General features: G+C 69.3%; 17 protein-coding genes. 6 read left to right on the top strand and 11 right to left on the bottom strand.

Annotation, left to right across the window (positions count from 1 at the left end; all coding sequences use genetic code 11):
* The first annotated feature begins 7 nt into the window (after nucleotides 1-7).
* The 5 genes from K8P10_RS02250 to K8P10_RS02230 all read left to right on the top strand — a co-directional run bounded on the left by K8P10_RS02250 (nucleotide 8) and on the right by K8P10_RS02230 (nucleotide 6993).
* Nucleotides 8-1852 (top strand): helicase-associated domain-containing protein, encoded by a 1845-nt coding sequence (locus K8P10_RS02250; protein ID WP_224780188.1) that lies wholly within the window; start codon nucleotides 8-10, stop codon nucleotides 1850-1852.
* A gap of 68 nt (nucleotides 1853-1920) precedes the next feature.
* Nucleotides 1921-3579 carry a DNA repair helicase XPB gene (locus K8P10_RS02245; RefSeq protein ID WP_224780187.1) on the top strand — a complete coding sequence of 553 codons (1659 nt, stop codon included), beginning with the start codon at nucleotides 1921-1923 and terminating at the stop codon, nucleotides 3577-3579.
* A 56-nt stretch (nucleotides 3580-3635) separates the two neighbouring features.
* Complete coding sequence (locus tag K8P10_RS02240) at nucleotides 3636-4337, top strand: response regulator transcription factor (protein ID WP_208240719.1); 702 nt, start codon at nucleotides 3636-3638, stop codon at nucleotides 4335-4337.
* Between the two features lie 4 nt (nucleotides 4338-4341).
* Nucleotides 4342-5811: a HAMP domain-containing sensor histidine kinase gene (locus tag K8P10_RS02235; protein WP_224780186.1), complete on the top strand. Its 1470-nt coding sequence runs from the start codon at nucleotides 4342-4344 to the stop codon at nucleotides 5809-5811.
* Nucleotides 5812-5943: 132 nt separating this feature from the next.
* The gene (locus K8P10_RS02230) at nucleotides 5944-6993 is read left to right on the top strand and encodes a homocysteine S-methyltransferase family protein (RefSeq protein WP_224780185.1); all 1050 of its coding nucleotides are present in this window, start codon (nucleotides 5944-5946) and stop codon (nucleotides 6991-6993) included.
* Nucleotides 6994-7043: 50 nt separating this feature from the next.
* On the opposite strand, the gene K8P10_RS02225 is transcribed toward K8P10_RS02230, so the two are convergent.
* From K8P10_RS02225 to K8P10_RS02205, 5 genes are read right to left on the bottom strand one after another with little or no spacing between them, the layout of a single operon-like run.
* Nucleotides 7044-7844 (bottom strand): putative hydro-lyase, encoded by an 801-nt coding sequence (locus K8P10_RS02225; protein WP_224780184.1) that lies wholly within the window; start codon nucleotides 7842-7844, stop codon nucleotides 7044-7046.
* On the bottom strand, nucleotides 7841-9601 hold the full coding sequence (locus K8P10_RS02220) for a biotin carboxylase N-terminal domain-containing protein (protein ID WP_224780183.1): 1761 nt from the start codon (nucleotides 9599-9601) through the stop codon (nucleotides 7841-7843). The genes K8P10_RS02225 and K8P10_RS02220 overlap by 4 nt, the downstream gene beginning before the upstream one ends.
* Nucleotides 9598-11295, bottom strand: coding sequence for an urea amidolyase family protein (locus K8P10_RS02215; protein WP_224780182.1), 1698 nt, complete (start codon nucleotides 11293-11295; stop codon nucleotides 9598-9600). Before K8P10_RS02215 ends, K8P10_RS02220 begins: the two co-directional genes overlap by 4 nt.
* Entirely contained in the window at nucleotides 11292-12077 is a 786-nt protein-coding gene (locus tag K8P10_RS02210) for a LamB/YcsF family protein (RefSeq protein ID WP_224780181.1), read from the bottom strand. Before K8P10_RS02210 ends, K8P10_RS02215 begins: the two co-directional genes overlap by 4 nt.
* A 37-nt stretch (nucleotides 12078-12114) precedes the next feature.
* Nucleotides 12115-13374, bottom strand: coding sequence for an NRAMP family divalent metal transporter (locus tag K8P10_RS02205; RefSeq protein WP_224780180.1), 1260 nt, complete (start codon nucleotides 13372-13374; stop codon nucleotides 12115-12117).
* 139 nt (nucleotides 13375-13513) lie between these two features.
* Between K8P10_RS02205 and K8P10_RS02200 the strand changes: the two genes are divergently transcribed.
* A complete protein-coding gene (locus tag K8P10_RS02200; RefSeq protein ID WP_224780179.1) occupies nucleotides 13514-14200 on the top strand; it encodes a GntR family transcriptional regulator in 687 nt (228 codons plus the stop codon).
* A gap of 135 nt (nucleotides 14201-14335) precedes the next feature.
* Here the strand turns inward: K8P10_RS02200 and groL are convergent, their stop codons facing one another.
* The 6 genes from groL to K8P10_RS02170 form a co-directional block, all read right to left on the bottom strand.
* The gene (gene groL, locus K8P10_RS02195; protein WP_224780178.1) at nucleotides 14336-15955 is read right to left on the bottom strand and encodes a chaperonin GroEL; all 1620 of its coding nucleotides are present in this window, start codon (nucleotides 15953-15955) and stop codon (nucleotides 14336-14338) included.
* A 153-nt stretch (nucleotides 15956-16108) separates the two neighbouring features.
* Complete coding sequence (locus tag K8P10_RS02190; RefSeq protein ID WP_224780177.1) at nucleotides 16109-16837, bottom strand: LytR C-terminal domain-containing protein; 729 nt, start codon at nucleotides 16835-16837, stop codon at nucleotides 16109-16111.
* 124 nt (nucleotides 16838-16961) lie between these two features.
* Entirely contained in the window at nucleotides 16962-17741 is a 780-nt protein-coding gene (locus tag K8P10_RS02185; RefSeq protein ID WP_224780176.1) for a heme ABC transporter ATP-binding protein, read from the bottom strand.
* Complete coding sequence (locus K8P10_RS02180; RefSeq protein ID WP_370631936.1) at nucleotides 17738-18814, bottom strand: FecCD family ABC transporter permease; 1077 nt, start codon at nucleotides 18812-18814, stop codon at nucleotides 17738-17740. Before K8P10_RS02180 ends, K8P10_RS02185 begins: the two co-directional genes overlap by 4 nt.
* Nucleotides 18811-19968: a hemin ABC transporter substrate-binding protein gene (locus tag K8P10_RS02175; protein WP_224780175.1), complete on the bottom strand. Its 1158-nt coding sequence runs from the start codon at nucleotides 19966-19968 to the stop codon at nucleotides 18811-18813. The genes K8P10_RS02180 and K8P10_RS02175 overlap by 4 nt, the downstream gene beginning before the upstream one ends.
* Nucleotides 19965-20852: an HtaA domain-containing protein gene (locus tag K8P10_RS02170; protein ID WP_224780174.1), complete on the bottom strand. Its 888-nt coding sequence runs from the start codon at nucleotides 20850-20852 to the stop codon at nucleotides 19965-19967. Before K8P10_RS02170 ends, K8P10_RS02175 begins: the two co-directional genes overlap by 4 nt.
* Nucleotides 20853-20859 lie beyond the last annotated feature (7 nt).

The following is a 20859-nucleotide window of genomic DNA, read 5'->3' as shown; positions in this document are numbered from 1 at the left end:
GACGACCATGAGCGGAACGCTCGCACTCGCCACATCGATCGCCGCTCTGGAGCGCGCGGAGCTCGAGCGGCTGGTGGAGCGCCGCCCTCCGGTCGCACCGACGCAGGTGGTCGACAGCATCTCGCTCGCTCTGGACCTGCTCCGCGAGGACTCCCTCGCCCGCGCCCTCGAGGCCCAGGATCGCGCGAGCCTCGCCGGCCTCAGGGACCTCGGGTCCGCGGACGCCGACATCGCGGCCTCATTGAGGTCGTGGGGACTAGTCGGCATCGATGCGACGGGGATCGTGGCGCTCCCCGAAGTGACCGCGGCCCTCGAGGCCGCCTCCGCTCGCGCGGCGCACGATGCGGTAGCCGGAACGTCTGATGCCTCCGGGTCCGCGATACGGGAGCGACGGGAAGACCTCTCGGCCTGGTATGCGCCTGCGCTCGTCGAGACGCAGCGCGCCGCCGCGATACTCCGCGGACTCCGCCAGGCGCCTGGCAAAGCGAACCGTCGCGGCGAGGTCGCCGTGACGAGCGTACGCGCCCTCGCGGAGGCGGCCAGATCGGAACCCGAACTCGCCGCGCGCACCCTGACGACGCTGCGACTGGCGGGGCTCATCACCGTGACCGGTCAGCGCGATGTCGCCGAGCGCCGGGTCGTGGTGACGGAGCGCGCGGGAGCGTGGCTCGCCCACCCCCATGCTGCGCGCTGGATCACCCTCGCCTCGGCGAGGGTGGCGGCCGTAACGCCCGCGCTCCGCCGCGTCGTCGCACTCGCCGGCGGGGACGTCCGCGCAACCGTCGGCAGCAAGCTGCGCGACGAGTACCCGCTCAGTTCCGACCGCACGCTCGAGGCCGCGAGCGAGTTCGCCGAGGCCGCCGAACAGCTCGGGCTCACCCTCGATGGGTTCCTCACCGCGCCTGCGACCGCACTGTGGGACGACGCCTCGCCCACCGAGGACCTGCTCGGGACCGTCGAGGCCGCACTCCCCGACCAGGCTCCCGGCGTCTACCTGCAGCCGGACCTCAGCGTCGTAGCACCCGGCCCGCTCGCCCCCGAGGACGAGGAGATGCTGTTCGCGCTCGCCGTGGTCGAGCAGCTCGGCGTCGCCTCCACGTTCCGGCTTTCCGATGGCTCACTGCTGCGGGCGCTCGATGCGGGTCTCCCGATCGGCGATGTGCGAGCATTCCTGGAACGCATGTCGCTCACGTGGATCCCGCAGCCGCTCGAGTATCTGCTCGGCGACCTCTCAGAGCGCGCCGGGAGCATCACCGTCGAGGTCCACCACGGTGATGAGGGGCGCTCGCGGGTGCGCGTCGCGAAGAGCGACGTGCTGCACCGGCTCGCCGCCGACCGCGCGCTCCGCCACCTCAGGCTGCAGACCTTCATCGTGTCCGAGGTGCCGCCTCGCTCGGGGGCCGGGCCGGTGGCTCAGGCCGACTCGGAGCCTCCCGTCGAATCGCTCTCGCTGTTCTCCCCGCTCGCCCCTGAGCACGTGCACGCCGCGCTCGTCGATGCGCGGTACCCGGCCAGGCTTGCCGCCGACGCGGCACCGCCTGCCCGACCCACCGGCGCTGCGGCCTCCTCCCCCGCGCCCGTCGGCACGGATGATCCCGGAAGCGATCTCGTCGAGCGGGTCTTCGCCGCGTCCCGTAGCGAGCCGGGCGCGGGCGACTTCACCCGGCACCTCGAGCTCGCGATCCGAGATCGCCGCCCGGTCAGGGTCAGTGCCGAAGCCCGCGGTGCGACGCACAGCTTCACCTTGCAGCCCCTCTCGATCAGCGGGGGGCGTCTCCGCGCCGCCGATCAGCAGGCGGGCGTCGAGCGCACCCTCCCCATCACCGCCATCACGGGCGTCGAGTCGATCTGACGCCGGTTACGGGTGCCCTGGCACCCCGCTCAGCCCGGCGTGACCGTCCGCGAGTAAACTGGAACACTATGACTCTCGGCCCCCTCATCGTGCAGAGCGACCACACCGTGCTCCTCGAGGTGGCGCACCCTGACGCCGAAGAGGCCAGGCACGCCCTCGCCGTCTTCGCTGAACTCGAGCGCGCACCCGAGCACATCCACACCTACCGCGTCACCCGACTCGGCCTGTGGAACGCCCGCGCCGCCGGGCACACTGCCGAGGAGATCGTCGGAACGCTGAACGAGTACGCGAAGTTCCCGGTTCCGACCTCGGTGTCGAGCGAGATCGAAGAGACCATGCGCCGGTACGGCAAACTCACGATCGAGCGTTTGGAGCCCGCAGTGGGCGACGACGACGGGACGGCGCAGCTGGTGCTGCGATCCGACGAACCCGCCATCTTGAAAGAGGTGGCGAGCGCGAAGAAGATCGCACCGCTGCTCGGCAACCAGCTGGACGAGCGCACCTACCCCGTCGAGGCGTGGGCGCGCGGCCAGCTGAAGCAGGAGCTGGTGAGCCGCGGCTGGCCTGCGGAGGACCTCGCGGGGTTCACGCCGGGCGAGCCGCACGAGATCACGCTCGAGGAGGACGGCTGGCACCTCCGCGACTATCAGGCCAAGGCCGTGGACGCGTTCGAGCGCGGCGGTTCTGGCGTCGTCGTGCTGCCGTGCGGTGCGGGGAAGACGATCGTGGGCGCCGCCTCGATGGCCGCGGTCGGGGCGAAGACGCTGATCCTCGTGACGAACGCCGTATCGGCCAGGCAGTGGCGCGACGAGCTGATCAGGCGCACCTCGCTCACCGAGGACGAGATCGGCGAGTACTCCGGGCAGGTCAAGGAGGTCAAGGCGGTCACCATCGCGACCTACCAGATCCTCACGAGCCGCCGGAAGGGCGAGTACCAGCACCTCTCGCTGCTCGACGCGCAGGACTGGGGGCTCATCGTGTACGACGAGGTCCACCTGCTGCCGGCGCCGGTGTTCAAGCTCACCGCCGACCTGCAGGCGCGCCGCCGCATCGGCCTCACCGCCACCCTCGTGCGCGAGGACGGCCGCGAGGGCGACGTCTTCAGCCTGATCGGGCCGAAGCGCTACGACGCCGCATGGCGCGACATCGAGGCGCAGGGGTTCATCGCACCTGCGGAGTGCTTCGAGGTGCGCGTCGAACTGCCCGAGTCCGAGCGCATGGACTACGCCGTCGCCGAGGATCAGGATCGCTACCGGATCGCCTCGAGCGCGTCGGTGAAGCAGCCCGTCGCGCGCCGCATCATCGCGAAGCATCCCGGCGAGAGCGTGCTCGTGATCGGTCAGTACATCGAGCAGCTCGAATCGATGGCGGAGGCCCTCGGGTGCCCGCTCATCACCGGGCAGACCCCGGTCGACGAGCGGGAGCGCCTCTTCCAGGCGTTCCGGGAGGGCTCCGAGCGGATCCTCGTCGTCTCGAAGGTCGCGAACTTCTCCGTCGATCTGCCCGACGCCTCGGTGGCGATCCAGATCTCGGGCTCGTTCGGGTCGCGACAGGAGGAGGCTCAGCGTCTCGGCCGTCTGCTCCGCCCCAAGGCGAACGGGGCCTCCGCGTCGTTCTACACGCTTGTCACCCGCGACACCGTCGATCAGGACTTCGCGCAGAACCGTCAGCGGTTCCTCGCCGAGCAGGGATACGCCTACACGCTCATGAACGCGGACGAGCTGTAACCCGACAACACACCGCTTTCAGCCACTTCATAGCAAACCGTCAGACACTGGTGAGCATGAACGCACAGCCCAAAGGCCCCAGGATCCTGATCGTCGACGACGAGCCCAGCATTCGCGAGCTCCTGAGCACCAGCCTGCGGTTCGCCGGTTTCGGCATCCGCGCCGTGGCGAACGGTGCGCAGACCATCTCGGCCGTTCTCGAGGAGGAGCCGGACCTCATCATCCTCGACGTCATGCTGCCCGATATGAACGGGTTCAGCGTCACGAAGCGTCTCCGCAGTGCCGGGTACACGGCGCCTATTATCTTCCTCACTGCGAAGGACGAGACCGACGACAAGGTCGAAGGCCTCACCGTCGGCGGCGACGACTACGTGACGAAGCCGTTCAGCCTCGACGAGATCATCGCCCGCATCAAGGCGATCCTGCGCCGCACGACGCAGGAGGACGAGGAGTCGGTGCTCTCCGTCGGCCCCATCACGATGGATCAGGACACCCATGAGGTGTCGGTCGCGGGGACGCCCGTCGAACTCTCCCCCACCGAGTTCAAGCTGCTGCGCTACCTCATGCAGAACACGAACCGCGTGCTCTCGAAGGCGCAGATCCTCGACCACGTGTGGGAGTACGACTTCAACGGCGACGCCGGGATCGTCGAGTCCTACATCTCGTACCTGCGCCGCAAGCTCGACCCGCTGACCGAGGAGTCCCTCATCCAGACGAAGCGCGGCTTTGGGTACATGCTGAAGACCGAGCAGAAGTAGCCTCGTGGCGAAGCGCACCCTCACCGAGCGCTTGGCCGACGTATCACTGCGGGCCAAGACGACCGCGGTGACGGTGTTCATCCTGTTCCTCGGCCTGTTCGTCGCGGGTATCGGCACGCTGACGCTGCTGCAGCCGCTCCTGCTGGGGTCGCAGGAGACGCAGTTGCAGCAGCTGCGGAGCGACCCCTCTGGCGCGCTCGCCCCTGAGGCGGACACCGGGCAGCTCAAGCGGAACGACGTGCTGTACGCGACGAATCAGTACTACGTCGCTGTGCTCGGCACCGACGGCGCGGTCCAGTACGACAATACTCGCGGCTCGACCTCGGCGAACGTTCCCCACGTCCCGCACCTCACGCGGGCCGAGGTGGCCGCCAACGGGAACGAGATCACCCGACTCTCGGGTGAGGACGGGGCCACCTGGCTCGCCGTGACCCTCCCGATCACGGGAACGAGCGGCGAGGTCACCGGCACCCTGCTCATCGCGAGTTCGACCGCGTGGGCGACGCGAGTGCTCACGCAGTTCGTCATCATCTTCAGCGGGTTCGGGATCGCCGTGATCCTGCTCGGCGCGGCGCTCACCCGGATCCTGATCACCGGCACCCTCATGCCGCTGGCCTCGGTCGAGAAGACCGCGCTCGAGATCTCGAAGGGCGACTATTCGAAGCGCATCATGGTCGCGAGCCCCCACACCGAAGTCGGACACCTCGGCGAGTCGTTGAACGTCATGCTCGACCGCCTCGACGGGTCGCTCGCCGACCGTGCGCGCACCATCGAGCAGATGCGCCGCTTCGTCGGCGACGCCGGTCATGAGCTCCGCACGCCGCTGGTGTCGGTGCGCGGCTACGCCGAGCTTTACCGCATGGGCGCGCTTCAGGATGAGGAGCATGTCGCCCAGGCGATGGAGCGCATCGAGAAGGAGGCGATCCGCATGACCTCGCTGGTCGAGGATCTCCTCTCCCTCGCGAGGCTCGACGAGCGACGCCCGCTCGAACTCGCCGAGCTCGCGCTCAACGATCTCGCGAACGATGCGGCGCTCGACGCCGGCGTGCAGGCCCCTGACCGGGAGATCACCGCCGTCACTGACCCCACGAACCCCGTCGTCGTGGGTGACGAGCACCGCGTCAGGCAGGTCATGACGAACCTCATCGGCAACGCACTGCGCCACACGCCAGAGGGCAGCCCCATCGAGGTCGTCGTGTCGCGTCCCGAGGGCGCGAGCGGCGCACGTTTCGAGATCGTCGATCACGGTGAGGGGATCCCCGAGCAGATTCGCACCAAGATCTTCGACCGGTTCTGGCGCGCCGACACCTCGCGGAACCGCGAGACGGGCGGCTCGGGCCTGGGGCTCGCGATCGTCAAGTCCATCGTCGATCTGCACGGCGGTTCCGTCGCGGTCCACGAGACCGCCGGTGGCGGTGCAACGTTCCGCATCGACCTCCCCGGGCCGGCGGAGAGCGGTACCACGCAGGCGTGATCACGCGCCCGCACCGCTGCGACGCCGACGCGTGTGTGGTTGTGTTACGTCGGCCGGGAAGAAGCAGTGGCCACCCGATTATCATCGGGAACTGCGGCCGGACGGCCGTCGCAACGACTTCAGGAGATCCGCATGACCGAGACCAATCCCCTCAAGGCCCGCCTCGACGCGGGCCCCGTCATCTGTGCCGAGGGCTTCCTCTTCGAGCTCGAGAAGCGCGGCTACCTGACCGCCGGAGAGTTCGTTCCCGAGGTGGCCCTCGAATTCCCGGACGCCCTGGAGTCCCTCCACATCGACTTCCAGCGGGCCGGCTCCGACATCGTGGAGGCGTTCACGTACAACGGTCACCGGGAGAAGATGCGGGTCATCGGCAAGGAGGACCTGCTCGAGCCCCTCAACCGGTCAGCGCTGCAGATCGCGCGACGCGTCGCCGACCGCGTGCCCGGCAACTTCATGGCGGGCAACATCTCGAACTCGAACATCTGGGATCCCGCCGATGCCGGCCGACAGGCAGAGGTGCGGGGCTTCTTCGACGAGATGGTCGGCTGGGCCGTCGAGGAGGGCGCTGATCTCATCATCGGCGAGACCTTCTACTTCGCCGGCGAGGCGATCGCCGCGGCGGAGTCCGCGAAGGCCAGCGGGCTGCCTGTGGTGCTCACGCTGGCGCCGATGGCGTTCCAGGAGATGGCCGACGGGGTCAGCATCGTCGAAACCGCGCAGCGTCTCGAGCAGCTCGGCGTCGACGTCGTCGGCCTGAACTGCTTCCGCGGTCCCGAGACGATGCTGCCCTGGCTGCGGCAGATCCGCGAGGCGGTCTCGTGTCACGTCGGCGCGCTCCCCATCCCCTACCGCACGACCGAGGCGGAGCCCACCTTCTTCAACCTGTCAGACCCGCACGCCGCGGTGCCCTCGCCGCACGGCCGCACGTTCCCGACGGCACTCGACCCGCTCTACACGAACCGGTACGAGATCGGCGCCTTCGCGAAGGAGGCCTACGACCTCGGCGTGCACTACATCGGCGTGTGCTGCGGCGCGACCCCCATGCACATCCGCGAGGTCGCGGAAGCCGTTGGACTCACCACCGAGGCGAGCCGGTTCTCCGAGAACATGAAGAACCACTTCATGTACGGCGACAACGAGCGCCTGGCGGACAACGTCGTCGCACTCGGCGACCGCGCCTAGGCACCGCTCGCGCGGGTGAGCCCACCGGCCACCCGCGCGAGGCACCCGTCTCAGACGAGGTAGTTCGCGTCGGGGACGTCGGTGATGAACATACTGCCGGGAGCGTGAGTCAGCGCGAACGGCGGACGCGAATCCATGATGGCCGCCTGCGGCGTCACGCCGCACGCCCAGAACACGGGAACGTCGCCCGGCTCGATGACCGGCGCATCGCCGAACTCGGGAGCGTGGAGATCCGCGATCCCGAGCGCGGCGGGATCTCCCACGGCGACCGGGGCTCCGTGGACCGCGGGGTACCGACCCGAGATCTGCACCGCGTCCGCGACCCGCTCGGCGGGAATCGCGCGCATCGAGACGACAGTGTCGCCGCGCAGACGACCCGCTGGAGCGCACGCGCGCGACGTGCGGTACATCGGAACGTTTCGCCCGGCCTCCTGGTGCCGGATCGGAATTCCCGCCTCGACGAGCCCCGCCTCGAAGGTGAAGCTGCATCCGATGAGGAACGACACGAGGTCGGGGTGCTCCTCCCACACAGAAGCGGCACCGGACACCTCCTCCGTGAGCACGCCGTCACGCCAGACCCGATAGCCGGGAATGTCGGTCCTGAGGTCCGATCCCGGCGCGAGCCGCGACTCCCAGGCACCGGCGTCGAGCACCTCGAGGACGGGGCAGGGCTTGGGATTTCGCTGCGCAAACAGGAGCACGTCGTACGCCCAGTCGGCCGGCACCGAAATCAGGTTCGCCTGCACGAGACCGGCGGCGAGACCGCTGGTGGGCGCCGTGGAGCCTGAGCGGGCGTCGGCACGCGCCGCACGCGCCGCCGCGAGCTGTTCAGCAGTGGGACGCACGCTCATGCGCTCGTCACCTCCCCCAGGGTCTCCTTCGCGGCGACATCCGATCCCGTCGCGGCGGTCTGCCGGAGCACACCGTCGATGGGAGCGGTGACCGGCACCTCCATCTTCATCGCCTCGAGCACCGCGACGGTCTGGCCAGCGGTGACCGCATCGCCATCGGCGGCCTTCCACGCACTGAGCGTTCCCGCGAATGGCGCGAGCACCGCTCCGTCCGACGGACCTTCCTCGGTGTCAGCCGGGTCAGCGGCTGCAGCGTCCTGAGGCGATCCCGCTGCCGATCCGAGCGCGCTGAGCAGCGCACCGGGGAGCCCGATCGTCGTCAGGCGCCCGTCCCACTCGATCGGCACCCGCGTCAACGACGCGGCCGCGGGATAGGAGACGTCAGCGCTCGGAGCGAACTCCACCGTGCAGTCGTCCTCGATCCAGCGCGTGTGCACCGAGAAACCGGCGGAACCGCGGCCGGTGAACGCCGGATCCTCGACGATGTGACGGTCGAACGGCAGCACCGTGGCCACGCCGCCCACCGTGAACTCCGCGAGTGCGCGCCGCGCACGCGCGACCGCCTCGTCGCGATCTGAGCCCCACACGATGAGCTTCGCGAGGAGGGAGTCGAAGCTTCCCGACACCACGTCCCCCGCAGCCACGCCAGAGTCGAACCGGACGCCCGGCCCGGCCGGAGGCTCCCACTGGGTGAGTGTGCCAGGGGTCGGCAGGAAGCCGAGCCCCGGATCCTCCGCGTTGATGCGGAACTCGATGGCGTGCCCGATGGGCGTCACCGTCTCGGGAACATGCGTCGGTTCCCCGGCGGCGATGCGGAACTGCTCCTGCACGAGGTCGACACCCGTGGTCACCTCGGTCACCGGGTGCTCGACCTGGAGGCGCGTGTTGACCTCAAGGAACGTGAGCGTGCCATCTTCGCCGAGGAGAAACTCCACCGTCCCAGCGCCGACATAGGCCGCAGCACCGCAGATGTCAGCCGCGGCACGGTGGATGCGCTCACGCAGCGCGTCGTCGATGAACGGCGCAGGGGCCTCCTCAACGAGCTTCTGGTTGCGACGCTGCAACGAGCAGTCACGCGTTCCGAGCACGACGATACGGCCGTGGCGGTCGCCGAGCACCTGCGCCTCGATGTGCCTGGGCCGGTCGAGGAAGCGCTCGACCAGACAGGCGCCAGCCCCGAACGCCGCCTCCGCCTCGCGCACGGCCGACTCGTACTCCTCGGCGATGCGCTCCCGGTCGCGCACCACCCGCATACCGCGCCCGCCTCCGCCGTGCACCGCCTTGATGGCGACGGGGAGACCGTGCTCATCGGCGAAGGCGATGACGTCGTCGGCGCTCGTGACGGGGTCGTTCGTTCCTGGCACCAGCGGTGCGCCGACGCCCGCGGCGATGGTGCGCGCACGCGCCTTGTCACCGAGCTGCTCGATCGTCTCGGGGTCTGGACCGATCCAGACGAGTCCCGCGTCGATCACCGCCCGGGCGAACGCGGCGCTCTCAGAGAGGAACCCGTAACCGGGGTGCACGGCATCCGCGCCGGAACGGCTGGCCACCTCGAGCAGCTTCTCGGCATCGAGGTAGGTCTCGGCCGGCGTCGAACCGCCGAGCGCGTAGGCCTGGTCCACGGTGCGGACGTGGAGGCTCTCGGCGTCGCCGTCGGCGTAGACGCCGATCGAGGTGATGCCCGCGTCGCGCGCGGCACGGGCGACGCGCACGGCGATCTCGCCGCGGTTCGCGATCAGTACGGTTCGGATCGTCATCGGATCACTCCTTCGGTCTCGGCGCCGTCGAGCGCCGCGAATCTCACGCGCGCCCCCGGAGGGAGCTGCGCTGCACGGTCGAGGTCGGCGTCGACGACGACGCCAATGACCGGATACCCGCCGGTCAGCGGGTGGTCTGCCAGAAAGAGGACGGGCTGGCCGTCCGGGGGCACCTGGATCGCCCCGCGCACGAGCCCCTCGCTCGGAAGCTCGACATCGCGAGCGTGCGGTGCGCGCACGAGCGGGTCGCCGGCGAGCCGTACGCCGACGCGGTCGCTGCGGGGGGTCACTTCCCAGGCCTGCTCGCCGAGCGCGGTGAGCGCCGACTCGTCGAACCAGTCGTCGCGTGGACCTCGGCGCACCCGCAGCACCGCCTCAGCACCGACGCGCGGGAGCCCCTCCGTCTCAGCGGCTTCGGCGGCCGCACCATCCCGCACCGGAGTCTCGCTCCCCGAGCGTGACTCGACACCGGCCACGCGCACCTCATCGCCCGACGCGATCGGGGCGGGCCCGAGGCCGGCCAGTGTATCGGTGGCGGCGCTGCCGAGCGTCTCGCGCGCCGCGACGCCTCCGCGGATCGCCAGAACAGTACGGAGTCCCGCCTCGGCGGCACCGAGCCGCAGCTCCTCCCCCGCATCGATGCGGGTGGGGGTCCCCATACGAATCGTCCTCGCGCCGGTGGGTCCGCTGATCGAACCGGTACGCGGGGCACCGGTGAGTCCGATCACGAGCATCCGTTCGGCGCGAATTGCGAACTCGCCGATCCCGATCTCGAGCACCGCAGCCGCATCGGCGTTGCCGACGATCCGGTTCGCACGACGGTGCGCGGCACGGTCCGCAGCACCCGAGGCGCTGACGCCGAGATGCGCGAGCCCCGGGCGGCCGAGATCCTGCACGAGGCACTGCAGCCCGGCGTCGCGCACCGTCAGAGCCACGGGTCCGGTCAGCGGGCTCCCGGCACTGTCAGCGCTGTCCGTGTCGTCGTCGGCGGCGCGGTCGGCCGCGACGAAGCGCACCCGCGTGCCCGGCTGCAGGAGCGCGGGGGGATCCCTATCGAGGTCCCACATCGGCACCTCGGTGCGCCCGATGAGCTGCCACCCGCCCGGACTCTCGCGGGGGTACACCCCGCTGAACGGACCGGCGAGCCCAACCGAACCGGCGGGGATCCTTGCCCGCGGCGACGAGCGGCGCGGCACCTGCAGGGCCGGATCGCCTCCGGCGATGTACGCGAAGCCGGGCGCGAAGCCGGTGAACGCAACGGTGTACTCGGCCGCCTGGTGGCGCTCGATCACCTCCGCAGCCGTGAGCCCGGTCAGCTGCGCCACCTCGTCGAGGTCGGCACCGTCGTAGACGACCGGAACCTCGACGGGGGTCTCGGGTGCCGCCGCGCGTGCCGTGCTGCCGGCGTGAGCCGACCAGATCTCCGCGAACGGGATCCGGGCGCGACCCGCGACGTGATCCGCCGCGTCGCGCCCGCGCACGAGCACCGTCCGGGCGGCCGGCACGAGTTCATCGATGCGCAGGGCGCCGTCCCCCCAAGCCCGGGACAGTGCTTCGTGCATCGCGAGGGCGGCACCGAGGTCACCGCAGTCAACGAGCACCGCGCCGTCACCGGCGGGTCGCACGTCGAAGTCGGCCGGAGGCGCGTCCACTGCCGTGTCGCCCGACGAGTCCCCCGCGTGAGCCGCGCTCAAGATTCGCTCCGATGCATCTGACGACCGACCGTGAACGGAGCGAGCTCCTCCCCGGCATCGAGCAGTGCGGTGCGGACGGTGGCAGCGATCTCGACCGCCCCCGGACTGTCGCCGTGCACGCAGATCGATGCGGCGGGAACGGCGACCTCCGTCCCGTCCCTCGCCTCGATCACTCCCTCGCGCGCCAAGCGGACCATACGCTCCGCCACCTGCTCGGGATCATGGATCACCGCGCCGGCCTCCCGCCGCGAGACGAGGGCCCCGTTCGGCTCATATGCCCGATCCGCGAAGGCCTCAGGCACGGCCCGGAGCCCGGCGGCCTCCGCCCACTCGACCAGCGGCGAGCCGGCGAGACACACGAGCGGCAGGCCGGAGTCGACAGCGCGGATCGCACGGATGACCGCTGCTGCCTGACGCTCATCCCGCGCGATGGTGTTGTACAGCGCTCCGTGCGGCTTCACGTAGGAGACCTCGGTACCGGCGACCCTCGCGAGCGCCTGAAGCGCGCCGATCTGATAGATCACATCGGCCTCGAGCTCGGCGTCGCTCACGTCCATGGGCCTGCGGCCGAAGCCGACGAGATCGGGGTACGCAACGTGCGCACCCACGGCCACCCCGCGCTCGACAGCGCCGCGAAGCGTCTCCAGGATCGAGCGGGGATCCCCCGCGTGGAACCCGCAGGCGACGTTCGCACTGGTGACGATCTCCAGCATCGCGGCGTCGTCGCCGAGCGTCCAGGCACCGAAGTGCTCGCCGAGATCGCTGTTCAGATCGATGCTCATGGTCCGGCCTTTCTCTCGTGGATGGTGCAGGATCGGTTCACGCCGCCAAGAAGGCGAAGATACCGCTGAACGACATGACTCCCATGTACCACGTCAGCACCGTGACGATGGTTCCCGAGATCAGCAGCCACTTCGGCACCCGGTATCCGTGCAGCAGATCACGGCGGAACCACCCGATGTACATGAAGATCGTGAAGCCGATCGGCAGGATCAGGCCGTTGAATCCACCGGCGAAGACGAGGAGCGCGACGGGCGTGGTTCCGAGGATCAGGTACACGGTCAGACCGACGAGGATGAAGCCCACCGTGATCCACGACCGCACTCTCAGATCGATGCGTCGACTGAAGACGGTGGTGAACGACACCGAGGTGAACGCGGCGCCGATGACGCTCGAGATGCCGGCGGCCCAGAGCACCAGGCCGAACGCGCGGAGACCGATCTCGCCGGCGGCGGCCTGGAACGCATCCCCGGCGGGGTTCCCCGCGAGGTCGAGTGTCACGCCGCTGGCGGTGACGCCGAGAAATGCGAGGAACAGCACGTACCGCATCACGCCCGTGACCGCGATGCCGGTGAACGCGGAACGGGTCACCTGCTCGGCGTGCTCGACCCCTGCGACGCCGGAATCGAGCAGCTTGTGCGCTCCCGCGTAGGTGATGTAGCCGCCCACGGTTCCGCCGACGATCGTGGTGATCATCGCGAAGTCGATCACATCGGGAAGGACGGTCTGCGTCAGCGCCTCGCCGATCGGCGGGTTCGCCACGATGGCGACGATCACCGTCAGGACGATCATGACGAGTCCCAACGCGACGATGACCCAATCCATCACGACGCCGGCTCGCTTGACGATGAAGATCACGATCGCCAGCGCCGCGCTGATGGCGCCGCCGATCTTCGCGTCGATGCCCAGCAGTGCGTTCAACCCGAGGCCGGCACCAGCAATGTTGCCGATGTTGAAGACGAGACCGCCGAATATGACGAGCACGGCGAGTACGTAGCCGCTGAAGGGCACCGCCGCGTTCGCCAGTTCTGCCGCACGGCGCCCGCTCACCGTGACGATGCGCCAGATGTTCGCCTGCACGACGAAATCGATGATGATCGACACGAGAATTCCGAACGCGAAGGCTGCTCCGAGCGTCGCCGTGAACGTCGCCGTCTGCGTGATGAACCCCGGCCCGATGGCCGAGGTCGCCATCATGAAGATCGCACCCAGGAGGGACGCGCGTCGTGCTCTGACGAACCCGACCGCCCCGCTCGCGACGGTCTCGGGGCCCGGAACCGCGGTGTTCCGTTCACTCATCTGCTGCTGCCTTTCATCGGTGCCACTCTGCGCCGGTCTCCCGGCTCGACGCCAGTGCGTCCCGACCATCCTCCGACAGATTGTTCAACAACGCAAGCGATCCGTTCAACAGAATACGTCAGGCGATAGACTCATCCGTATGACCTCGCCCGCCGACGACGCCGCGGCAGAACCCCTCGGACGATCACGAGCCGAAGAAACCGCGGCCGCACTCCGCTCCCTCATCGCAGACGCCGCACTCACGCCGGGAATGCGGCTGGCCGAAGTCGAACTCGCGCGCACGCACGGCGTCTCGCGCAACACGCTCCGGGAGGCCTTCCGCATCCTCAGCGAGCAGTCCCTCGTCGTCCAGATCCCCCACCGCGGAGCGTTCGTCGCCACGCCATCGGTGATGTCGATCATCGACATCTACCATCTGCGCCGCTTGATCGAGTGCGGCGCCCTGCGCGCGGCACTCCCGAAGCATCCCGCCGTCGCGCGCATGCGCGAGGCCGTCGAGACCGCGCTCGCCGCACGCGAAGCCGGAGACTGGCGCACCGTCGGCACCGCCAACATCCTCTTCCACTCCGCAATCATCGAGCTCGCCGACAGCCCGCGGCTCACCCGCTTCGCCGACGCGCTCGCGGCGGAGGTGCGATTGGCATTCGGTCTCGTCGACGACCCCGAGTATCTGCATGCCCCGTTCATCGATCAGAACGCGCGCATCGTCGAACTGCTCGCGGCCGGGCGCCCCGATGAGGCCGCCGAGGCGCTCGAAGCCTATCTGCACCGCGCCGAGCGGATCCTTGTCACGGCGTACGAACGGGCGAGCGCCGATCGCGGCTGATTCCGGTCGGCAGCGCCCGCCCGACGGCGGGCCAGCCCGATCATCGCAGCAGTCAGGAACACGAAAGCGGGGCCGCACCCGAAGGTGCGACCCCGCTCGTGGAGGGCTCGCCGAGCGGCGACCCCGAACCGGGACTTAGAAGTCCATGCCGCCCGTCGGGTCGGCCGGTGCCGCAGCAGCGGGCTCCGGCTTGTCCGCGACGACGGCCTCGGTGGTGAGGAAGAGGCCAGCGATCGATGCCGCGTTCTGCAGCGCCGAGCGGGTCACCTTCGCCGGGTCCAGGATGCCCTGGGCCACCAGGTCGCCGTACTCGCCGGTCGCTGCGTTCAGGCCGTAGCCGACCTCGAGGTTCGCAACGCGATCCGCGACGACGCCCGGCTCGAGGCCGGCGTTCTGCGCGATCTGACGCAGCGGAGCCTCGATCGCGGTCTTCACGATCTTCGCGCCGACGGCCTCGTCACCCTTGAGCTCGAGCGATGCGAAGACATCCTTGCCGGCCTGGATGAGCGCGACACCGCCACCGGGGAGCACACCCTCGTCGACGGCTGCCTTCGCGTTGCGCACGGCGTCCTCGATACGGTGCTTGCGCTCCTTCAGCTCGACCTCGGTCGCCGCACCGGCCTTGATGACGGCCACGCCGCCCGCGAGCTTCGCGAGGCGCTCCTGCAGCTTCTCACGGTCGTAGTCGCTGTCGGTGTTGTCGATCTCGCGACGGATCTGAGCCACGCGGCCCTCGATCGCGTCGTTCTCGCCGCCGCCCTGGACGATGGTGGTCTCGTCCTTGGTGATGATGACCTTGCGCGCGGTGCCGAGCATGTCGAGCGTGGCGTTCTCGAGCTTGAGACCGACCTCTTCCGAGATGACCTGGCCGCCCGTGAGGATCGCGATGTCCTGCAGCATGGCCTTGCGGCGGTCGCCGAAGCCGGGAGCCTTGACGGCGGCCGACTTGAAGATGCCGCGGATCTTGTTGAGCACGAGCGTTGCGAGCGCCTCGCCCTCGACGTCCTCAGCGATGATCAGGAGCTGCTTGCCCGACTGGATCACCGGGTCGACGATCGGCAGCAGGTCCTTGATGTTCGAGACCTTGCTGTTCACCGTGAGGATGTAGGGATCCTCGAACACGACCTCCTGGCGGTCTGCGTCGGTGACGAAGTACGCCGACAGGTAACCCTTGTCGAAGCGCATGCCCTCGGTGAGCTCGAGCTCGGTGCCGAAGGTGTTGGACTCCTCGACGGTGACCACACCCTCCTTGCCGACCTTGTCGATCGCCTCGGCGATGAGCGCACCGATCTGCTCGTCAGCGGCAGAGATCGAAGCGGTCGCGGCGATCTGATCGGTGGTCTCGATCTCCTTCGCGTTCTCGAGGAGCTTCTCGACGACGGCCGCGACGGCCTTCTCGATGCCCTTCTTCAGCGCAATGGGGTCGGTGCCTGCAGCGACGTTGCGGAGACCCTCGCGAACGAGCGCCTGCGCGAGCACGGTCGCGGTCGTGGTGCCGTCACCAGCGACGTCGTCGGTCTTCTTCGCGACCTCCTTGACGAGCTCGGCGCCGATCTTCTCGTACGGATCCTCGAGCTCGATCTCCTTGGCGATGGAGACGCCGTCGTTCGTGATCGTGGGGGCGCCCCACTTCTTCTCGAGCACGACGTTGCGGCCACGCGGCCCCAGGGTCACCCTGACGGCATCGGCGAGGGTGTTCAGACCCCGCTCAAGGCCGCGACGTGCTTCCTCATCAAAAGCAATGATCTTTGCCATACAGTCGTCCCTCCCGGACGTTCCAGGTGTGCCCCAGTCCGGGACACGATGCTCACAGACTTAGCACTCGATCATTTCGAGTGCTAAGTCAATCTTGGCACTCACACCCGTCGAGTGCAAGCGCGGGAGGCGACTCGCGGCGACCTCGGAGGACTACTGCGCCGGCACCTCGCCCGAGGCGTCGACACCGGCGTCGACCTCGGCGGAGAGATCGGCGGAGGCGTCCGCTTCGACTCCGGCGTCCGCGTCGGGCGACTCCGTCCCCGGAATCGTGTTCTCGCTCGACTCCTGCTCCATCTTGGTGGCCTCATCGGCGCCAGGGCCGCCGTAATCGGTGCCGAGGAGCACAACGAGACGGGCGCCGTACGATGCGTAGCCATTGCTCTGGTAGATCGAGAGTCCGCCGAGTTCGCGCGCGAGACCCTCCGCAGCGGGAATGTCGGCCTCGTCCTCGTAGAACACGCCGGAGATCGCGACATCGGTCTCCGCGGCGTTGCCCGCGAAGACGATGACTCCGAGGTCGCCGTCTCCGATGACCTCGCCGACCCCCTCCGCGAGGTACGGGGTATCGGTGCCGTTCAGCACGGCGACCGAGGCTTCAGGGTCGAGCTCTGGTTCGACCTGAGCGGTGTCGCTGGAACCGCCGATGCGCTCATCCAAGCCGAGGCTCGCACCGATGCGCTCGACCGTGAAGATGCCGAGCCCGGTGAGCAGCGCGAACCCGATGACTCCGGCGATGACGAACCGCCAGGTGTTCCGCGGGCGGGCGACGACGCGGTGAGCGCCCACACGGCCACGCAGTTCGGGGTGGTCGAAGCGATCCTCAGGGTACTCCTGCGATGCGTCGCGCCGGGACGTGTCGTCGCGGGGTGGTTGACTCACGCGGATCCTCTCGAGGTTCTCTGACGGTCCGTGCGGGCTCGTGCGCCGTCGGACCTGCGCACCAGAATACAGGTGCTCGCTCGATGACCCCTCAGCGCGGCACCTCGATCCGCTCCCGACCCGCTCACCAGGCTCGACGCGGAATCACGACGGGGCGACCGGTGTCCGGATCCGGCATCACGCGGACGGAGGTGCCGTACACCGTCTCGATGCGCTCGGCCGTGAGCACTTCCTCCGGCGTCCCGCGCGCCGCGAGCGCACCGTCGGCGAGGATCGCGATCTCGTCGGCGTAGGCGGCGGCGAGCGACAGGTCGTGGAGCACCACGATCACCGCCTTCCCCGCGGCCGCCAGGCGCCGGGAAATGCGCAGCACCTCCTCCTGGTGGCGCAGATCGAGCGCTGCCGTCGGCTCGTCGAGCAGCACGATGCGGGTCTCCTGCGCCAGGACGCGCGCCAGCGATACCCGGGCTTTCTCCCCGCCTGAGAGCGTCGGGAACATGCGGTCCGTGAGATGCGCGACGTCGGTGACCGCGACGGCATCGGCGATGGCGGCGGCGTCATCATCCGCCCGTTCCGTCCCCATCCACGGCGCTCGTCCCATCTCGATGACCTGCTGCGCCGTGAAGGAGAAGGCGACCTGGTTCGCCTGCAGCAGCACGGCGCGCACGCGGGCCAGCTCCTTGGCGTCCCACTCGTGCAGCGGGCGACCGTCGAGCGCGACCGTGCCCTCGGTCGGCGAGATATCGCCAGAGAGGAGTCCGAGCACCGTCGACTTGCCCGCGCCGTTCGGGCCGACGAGGGCGAGCACCTCGCCGTACCGTACGTCCATGGAGACCGCGTCGACGATCCGGATCCGCCCCGCCCGATAGCTCGCCGAGATCAGCTGCTGCGCTGCCCCGTTCATGCCCAGCCTCCCGCGCGCCGACGGTTCCTGCGGATGAGCCAGTAGAAGAACGGCCCGCCGACGAGCGACGTGAGCATTCCGATCGGCAGGTCTGCCGACGGGACGATGGTGCGCGCGAGCAGATCGGCGTAGACGAGCAGCGTCGCGCCCCCGATGATCGAGCAGATGAGCAGCCAGCGGTGCGCCGGTCCGAGGATCATGCGCACCAGGTGCGGCACCACGAGTCCGACGAATGCGATGATGCCGACGAACGCGACACCGACGCCGGTGAGCAGCGCGACGAGCACGACCGACCAGATGCGCAGGCGCTCCACTTTCACCCCGAGGTGCGACGCCGTGCGGTCGCCGAGTGAAAGCAGATCGTACTGCGGTGCGAGCTTGAGCGACACGGCAGCGGCGACAACACCGACGATGGCGACGATCGCGACCTCGTTCCAACGTGATCCGTTGATGGAGCCGAGCTGCCAGAACACGATCTGCTCACGACTCGCGGTGTCCCCCGCGAACATGATCAGCGCGAGCCCGGCCCCGGCGAAGGCGTTGACGGCGATGCCCGTGAGGAGGAGGGTGACGACCTCCGTGCGTCCCTGGGCGCGCGCCGTCGCGTAGACGACGAGCGTGGCGGCGAGACCGCCGAGGAACGCGAACGCGGCGATCGTCCACCCGCCGAAGACGGAGAGCCCGAACGTGATGGCGCCGGCCGCGCCGAGCGCCGCCCCCGAGGAGACGCCGACGACACCCGGCTCGGCGAGCGGATTGCCGAAGATGGCCTGCATCACACCGCCCGCGACGGCGAGCGCGGCACCGACGAGCAGCGACATCATCACCCGCGGGAATCGGATCTGCCACAGCGTTTGCTCGATCAGGCGATCGTGGGGGGCCCAGGCGTTGTCGATCCCGATCGCCTTCAGGATCGACCCGACGACCTCCGCCGGACCGATGGGCAGTTGCCCCAGTCCTGCCGAGAGCAGCACGCCGACGACGAGCAGCACCGAGGTGACGACCACGACCCATGCGCCGCGCCCGGAGCGCTTCACCGGTCGCTGCGGGGCCCGCGCTGCGAGGTCCGTCACGGGGCCTCGGATCCGGATGCCGGGGCGTAGATCGCTCGTGCCAGCGCGTCGATCACCTCGGCCGAGCGGGGCCCGAACGACAGCACCGCGCCGTCGTCCATGTCGACCACGCGACGGTGCTCACCCGCAGCGGTGACCGCGATCGCCGGTTTCTCCTGCACCAGCCCGTCCACCCCTCCGACCGATTCGATTCCACCGGTCATGGTCAGGATCAGGTCGGGATTCGCCGAGACGAGTGCCTCGTCGGTCATCGGCTTCATTCCCGTCCAGCCGAGTTCGCCTGCGACATCCACGCCTCCGAGTGCCTGGATCAGCTGATCCGCGCCGGATTCCGATCCGAACATGTAGTACACCCCGGCGTTCCCCCTGAGGTAGAGGAACAGGATCCGCACCCGGTCCCCTTCCGCAGCCGGCACCATCTCGGCGATCTCCGCGATTTTTGCATCCACCTCGTCGCCGATCCGCTCGGCGAGCTGCGCGCCGGCAGCCTCGGCTCCGTAGACGGCCGCCACCTGCTGCACCAGGCTTTCGGCGCCCTCAAAGGATGGATCGTTCTCGACGAACACTACGGTGATCCCGACGTCCCTGAGCTGCTCGATCACATCGCGCGGTCCGATCGTTCCGTCCGTGATCACGACGTCCGGTTTCAAGCCGATCACGGCTTCGGCGTTCACGGTGTGCCCGCCGGAGGTCACGGTATCGATGTCTTCGGTGCCAGGGAAGGTCGTCGACTGGTCCTTCCCGACGAGCGTCTCCCCGAACCCGAGAGCCCACGCGCTCGCGGCGATCGAGCCCGCGAGATCGAGCGCGACCACGCGGTCGGTGGATTCCACCGTGACCTGCTCTTCGCCGCCGCCCTGGACCTGGGAGGTCACGGTCGATGGCAGCTGCTGCTCAGGGCTGTCGGAGATCGGCTCGATCGCCGAGTCAGGCAGCACCGCGGTCGAAGGCCCTTCGTAACTGCGAGGATCGTCGAGCACGTCCAGTGCGCTGAGCGGCTGCTGCGACCCGCCTGCAGTATTCGGCGTTCCCTGCGGACTCCCCGAGCAGCCGACGAGTACGAGCGCGGCGGCGAGCGCGCCGGCGACCCCTGCCGCGGCGCGGTGCCGGCCCCGGAGGCGGCCGAGCGTGCGCGATCGCGAACGCATGGTCATCGCTCCTCTCCCTCCGGCGCGGGAGTCTGCCGCGGCTGCGACTGCGGCTGCGGCTTCGGCTTCCGACCGCCGACCAGCATGCCGACGGTGAAGCCGATGACGAGCAGCGCAACGCCGCCGATGCCGATCGGCAGCCAGGGGATCGCTGGGGCGGGCGCAACGACAGCCTGCGTCTCGGTGTCGTCCTGTCCGGCGTCGTCCTGGCCCGCGGCCGGTTCGGTCGGAGCGGACACCGTAGCCGCATCGCACCCGGAGAACTCGAGGCTCACGGACACCGGATCGAGTTCGGCCCCGGCCTCGTAGAAGCCGACGAACGCTCCAGCGCCGGAGTTCGTCAGTTCGGCGGGCATGTCGGCGAGTTCGAGCGCGTCGTCACTCGGAACGACCTGGCTCTGCACGGTCAGGTCTCCGACCCACTCCTGCTCCTCATCGACGGCGACCTCGCCCTCCATGTCGGTGCTCTTCGCGTCGAGCAGGAGCGCCGCCTTGCCGTCGCCCTCGAACTCGATCGTCGGGTTCGCGAGCGTGAGGTCGAGCACCCCGTCATGTCCGGTGAAGTGCACCGTCCCCGTGAAGCTGACGGCACCGGTACCGGTCTCAGGCTCGATGGACCCGGACGCGTCGCCCCACTGGAAGTTCGGGGTCTCGTAGCCGGCCCCGCTCGAGGTCTCCCACGAGCCGTTGGCGATCGTCCCGCTGATGTAGGAGCGGAAGCTCTCCTTCAGTCCCCATGAAAGGGTCCCGCCACTGACTTCGCACCCCGCAGCTGCCTCCTGAGCGACGTGCGGGACCGCGGATGCCGCGGTGGGCACGGCGGCGAGCGCCACGGCGAATGATGCGCCGAGCAGCGCTCCACCGATGCGGGATACGGGGCGTGAGATCACGAATGTT

It is taken from the genome of Leucobacter sp. Psy1 (assembly GCF_020096995.1).
Taxonomy (GTDB): domain Bacteria; phylum Actinomycetota; class Actinomycetes; order Actinomycetales; family Microbacteriaceae; genus Leucobacter.
The sequence above is the reverse complement of the archived record's forward strand: the minus strand, read 5'-3'. Positions and strand labels throughout refer to the sequence as shown.